Raw genomic sequence first — 4,979 nt, 5'->3', positions numbered from 1 at the left:
GCAGTAGCATTAATTGAACCATTATTTCCACCAAAACAAGTTACAGGCGATGGTGTCAATGATAAAATTGGTAGTGGTGCTGCAATCACTCTGATTGGGCAACACCCCCCACTCGGACAAGAAGTGCCGCTGATATTTACTTCGTAGGTATAATCACCAATTGATAAAATTGTTAGTGACCCATTGGCGTTAAGTGTGTATTCACTATTACTGGCCGTAATTAATGTACCATTCTTATACCATTTTATTCCTGTATAAGAAGGTAATGTGATGGCGATTGTGTTGCCATTACAATACTCATAAGGAGTAGATACACAGGCTGCACTTTGGTCGTCTTCACCAATATTAGATGTTGTTGGGCTTGAGTCTAAGTCGGTCTCTGTTTCTGCTGTTAAGTCAGCATTAATAAACTTTATACCTTCTGTTGTTGATATTGTATTTGCAAATGTTAAAGAGACTGTGGTACCAATAGCTAATGCTGGAATCGTCCATTTTCCTGTTCCTGCATTATATGTTCCTACCGAAGCAGTTGCTGTTCCGATAGTTATACCCGCTGGAATCGTTACGGTTACTTCCAAACCAGTTGCCGTTGCAGTACCTTGATTTCGAACAGATACAGTGGTAGTAAATGCTGTGTTTTTGGTGACAAATTGCCCGCCGCTATGAGCTACAATTACATCAATATCGGGTTTATTTGGTGTAGATGTAAAGTTTGTTTTTTCAAAAGTTATACTTTTATCAGTATAACACGAGCCATCGGGAGCATATACACGGATGTAATAGGTTTGAGTTGTGTTGGGAGCATCTGTTTTGATATATCCGTTAGCAAAAGTCGAAAACAAAGCGGCACTCGTAAATTCAGCATTGCCAGTGGGTGCGGCAAGAGCAGTAGTCGAAACAACAACTTTATGGGTTGAATTTACATCGCCATAGAGTTTTATCTTTCCATCGCTTACTGCGGCACTACTCACATTTTCAGTAGAAAGAAAATATACAATTGGACTGGCACAAGGGATAGATTGGGCAAAGACATTTTGTATATTTAGTAACAAAAGTGGTAATAAAAAAACGGCTACTTTTTTACTAAATTCTCTTTCTAAAATCGGATTGCGTATACATATCCTCATGATTTCTAAATTTAACTTCGTAATTGTATATGGGTTGGTATGTTTGTGCACTATGGTTTTCAGAATTCATCTTTATCGACTGATTACTATTGTATTGAATATTCATAATATTTCTTAAAGAAAAAAATTTAGAGATTACCGTAAATAAAAAAGGAATAACCGCAATACTATTTTGTATGCTGCTATTCGAGAATAGGTCTCCAAGAGATGGGTAATTTTTCATTAACAGAGTCATTACTTTTTCTTATACATTAAAAATTTTTATCAGGAAGCAGCATTATCATTCAATAACTCTCTTATACAATCTTTATGCCAAAAAAAGAATTATTGAGAAATAATTCTTTTTTTGGTTTGTACTACTCATTATTTTGTCTTCACTATATTGGATGGCGGTTCACAATAACTGACGGGGCAAACACCACATTGCTTGGCTATCGTTACTGTTCTATCAATCGTACAATTTTCAATATTTTTAATTCTCACTGTATAACTTACACTTGTACTTGGGTCGGCTATTCCTGTTAAAATCTCTCCGTTTGCTGGAATCACCGCAAAAGCCGTTGCCGAACCTGAGTTATAAGTTGAGCCAATGTTATACGAAAACGAGTCGATTCCTTCAAATTTATTGAGCAATAACTTACCGTTACTAACCGACTGCATACCCAAGCAAGTTGGATTTATACTTGTCAGTTCAGCTTGTGGAATTGGGTTAATAGTTGCCACTCCATAGTTTCGAGTAGTGCTTACGCAAGTATTTGCATCGGTACATGAAGCAAAATAAACCGTACTACTTGTTAAAGAAGTTAAAGTAAAACTCGTTCCTGATGCTAATGCAGTTGTTCCTGTTTGAGAGGCATACCATTGAATCGTTCCACCAGGACAGCCACTTGCCGAAAGTATTATTGTACCCGTTCCACAATTACTTCCATCTGTTATGGTTGGAGCAGAAGGAATTGAATAAACAGTAGCAGCAACTGATGCTCGTGCACTGACACAACCATTCGTGCTACATTCTAAATAGTAAGTCGTGCTTACCGAAATACTTGGTGTTGTATAACTTGCTCCGGTGGTTAAAGCAGAACCGCCTGTCAAGGCTCCGTACCACGAGATTGTCCCTCCTGCACAGCCACTGGCACTTAATAAAATCGTGCCTGTGCCACAACGACTATTTCCAGTCGAGGTCGGTGCAGATGGAATGACATTAACTATTACTTGAGTTGTAGCCGTAGCTGAACAAGCATTTGCATCGGTAACAGTTACAGTATAAGTGGTGGTTGAAGAAGGACTAACAGATTTGGGAGAACCTGTACCAACTCCATTATTCCAAGTATATGTATATGGAGAAGTTCCACCTGTTGCATTCGCTGTAATTGATGCACTACTTCCCAAACAAATAGTTTGAGTAGTAGATGTTGTAACTACTATTGTTGGGACGATAATTGTTGTTCCGGTACTTAGGAACGAACATGAAGAATTAGCCAAGTTAGTAGTAGAAGTACCAACAATAATTCTATATTTTCTACCATTCAATGCCAATGTGATTGGGCTTGGAAGGTTATAAGATACTGTATAAGTGTTAGATGAAAAAGATGCTAAAGTTGCACTTGTTAAATCCGCCCAAGTAGAGCCATTATCCGTACTTTCTTGCCATTTATAATACTGATATTGTTGGTTGATATCTGTAACAGTAGCTGAAACAGTTTGTGCTGTTGTGCCGATACACTTTAATGCACTTGCACTTTGGTTAATAGTTGGTAAACATTGCGTAATAGATATGTCATCAATTACCCAGTCATTTCCTACACCACCAAGGGTATTGTTTCTTATACTAAATGTCGAGGTAGTAGAGTTACCAGTACTAAAAGTAAAACCAACCTGTTGCCAGCCTGAGGTATTTAAAGTTCCAGTATTATATTTACCAACACCATCAATCAAAAAAGTTAAATTTGGTTTATTGGGGCATCCTGAAGTATTTGTTGGTGGGCAAAGATTGTATATCCATACGCTGTACTCATATTTTGTGTTAGGACATAAATTAGTAATAGTTTTTTCGATTACAATATCCGGATTAAATGAGGCATTTACAATCATCATATACCCATCAGTATCACCAATAGTATGGTCTTGTGTGAGAATATCCCAAGTACCAAATATATTACCGCCAGCAGTTGCTCCATTACAATCAGTCGTATTAGTAATGGTGTAATTACCATCATTTGGTGAAACACAATTCATCGGAGCAAAACTATATTGTGTTTCGCTGGATAACAAAGGAGTACCTATTTTACTACTACCCGAACCAAAATCCCCATTAGGAAATAAATTTGAACTTCCACTTGCAGTACAAAGACCAGCTGTACAAGGTGTTCCTGAATTAGGAATAGTTACCATTCTTTCACTATAACAAAAAAGAGGATTCCCCCCCCGTGTAACAATCACATAATATTGACCCGCTGCTAAATTTGAAATAGTATTGGTTGGTGATAATGTCGAAACTGCTACGTAGGTTCTGTTAGTTGACGAAATCCAAGAAACTTTATCAGTGCCTACAACCCCCTGCAATACAATACTCCCATTAGTACCTGTACAAGATGTGGCATTTGTTACCGTTTCACCTGTATAATACGCAGTTGTTATTGCAGTAAGTGTTACAGAAACAGTTCTACAGATTATCTGGGAGGTTTTATCTCTAATAAAAATAGTATAATAACCAACGCCTAAATTAGAATAAGTTTTTTCTGAGTTGTACCAAGTAATTCCATCAATACTATTTTCATAAAATGGCCCACCCGAATGTTCTGTTACAAAAATACTACCATCAGTTGCACTACAACCAGTCGGGTTGGTAGGTACAAGTTGTACAACACTGGTACAAATACTATTACAATTTGTATTAATAACCAAGTTTGTAGTTTCCGTTGTTGTACAACCATTCGAGGCGATTACAGTAATAGTATAAACACCTGCCATGGCTGCGGATGCACTCGGCACCAATGGAGATTGACTCGTACTTGTAAAACTATCAGGTCCGCTCCAAGAAAAACTCACACCATTTCCGCCTCCAATCAATTTGAAAGTTGTTCCTAAACAATGTACGCCTGAGTTTGATGCCGTAGCTGTTGGTGGAGTCAAAACTGTAGCTAATGCTGAGGATCTTGATGTGCTTAAACAACCATTTAAAGAACAATCAGCATAATAAGTAGTATTTGATGTAATGCTTGGTGTTGTAAAAGTTGTTCCAGTTCCGAGACTCGTGCCGCCTGTTAAAGCTGAAAACCAATTACTTATACCAGCACAGTTATTTGAAAGTACAACTGTTCCTGGTCCGCAACGATTTCCAGGAGTAGTTGTTGGTGCAGCCGGAATTGCATTGACAGTGGCAATAGCGGGGTCTCTGGTTGTACTTACACAAGCATTAACTGTGCAATCTACATAGTACGTAGTGGTGGTGGAAATACTTGGAGTGGTATAGGTGGCATTTGCTGATAAACTTGCTCCTCCAGTTGAAGAAGCATACCAGTTATAAGTTCCTGCACAACCACTTGCCGACAGAGTAACTGTTCCTGTTCCACAACGAGTTGCACCCGTAGCAGTTGGAGCAGAGGGTAATGCATTAACTGTGATTGTCGATACGCCTGAAGTCGCAGTTCCACAACCAGAACCTGTTTGCGTAGCAACTAATCTATAATAGGTGGTTGCTGTTAAAACTCCCGATGCATAAGTCGATGACGTTGCTCCCGATATATTCGTAAGTGTAACATTATCAGTCGAGGATTGCCATTGATAGCTTGTTGTACCCGTTCCATTGGATACTGTTGCGGTCAAAGAAGTAGTACCACCACTACAAATAGT

Annotated in this window: 2 protein-coding genes; both read right to left on the bottom strand. The window is 38.5% G+C overall.

Features of this window, described 5'->3' with window-relative positions; all coding sequences use genetic code 11:
• Window positions 1-1,127, bottom strand: a 1,127-nt coding sequence (locus ACH2CJ_RS06170) for a DUF11 domain-containing protein (protein ID WP_394991377.1), incomplete at its 3' end; no start/stop codon positions are given.
• 363 nt (window positions 1,128-1,490) lie between these two features.
• A partial coding sequence (locus tag ACH2CJ_RS06165) for a hypothetical protein (protein WP_394991376.1) occupies window positions 1,491-4,979 on the bottom strand: 3,489 nt, incomplete at its 5' end.

The sequence above is a fragment of the Emticicia sp. genome (genome assembly GCF_043780375.1).
Taxonomy (GTDB): domain Bacteria; phylum Bacteroidota; class Bacteroidia; order Cytophagales; family Spirosomataceae; genus Emticicia.
The sequence above is the reverse complement of the archived record's forward strand: the minus strand, read 5'-3'. Positions and strand labels throughout refer to the sequence as shown.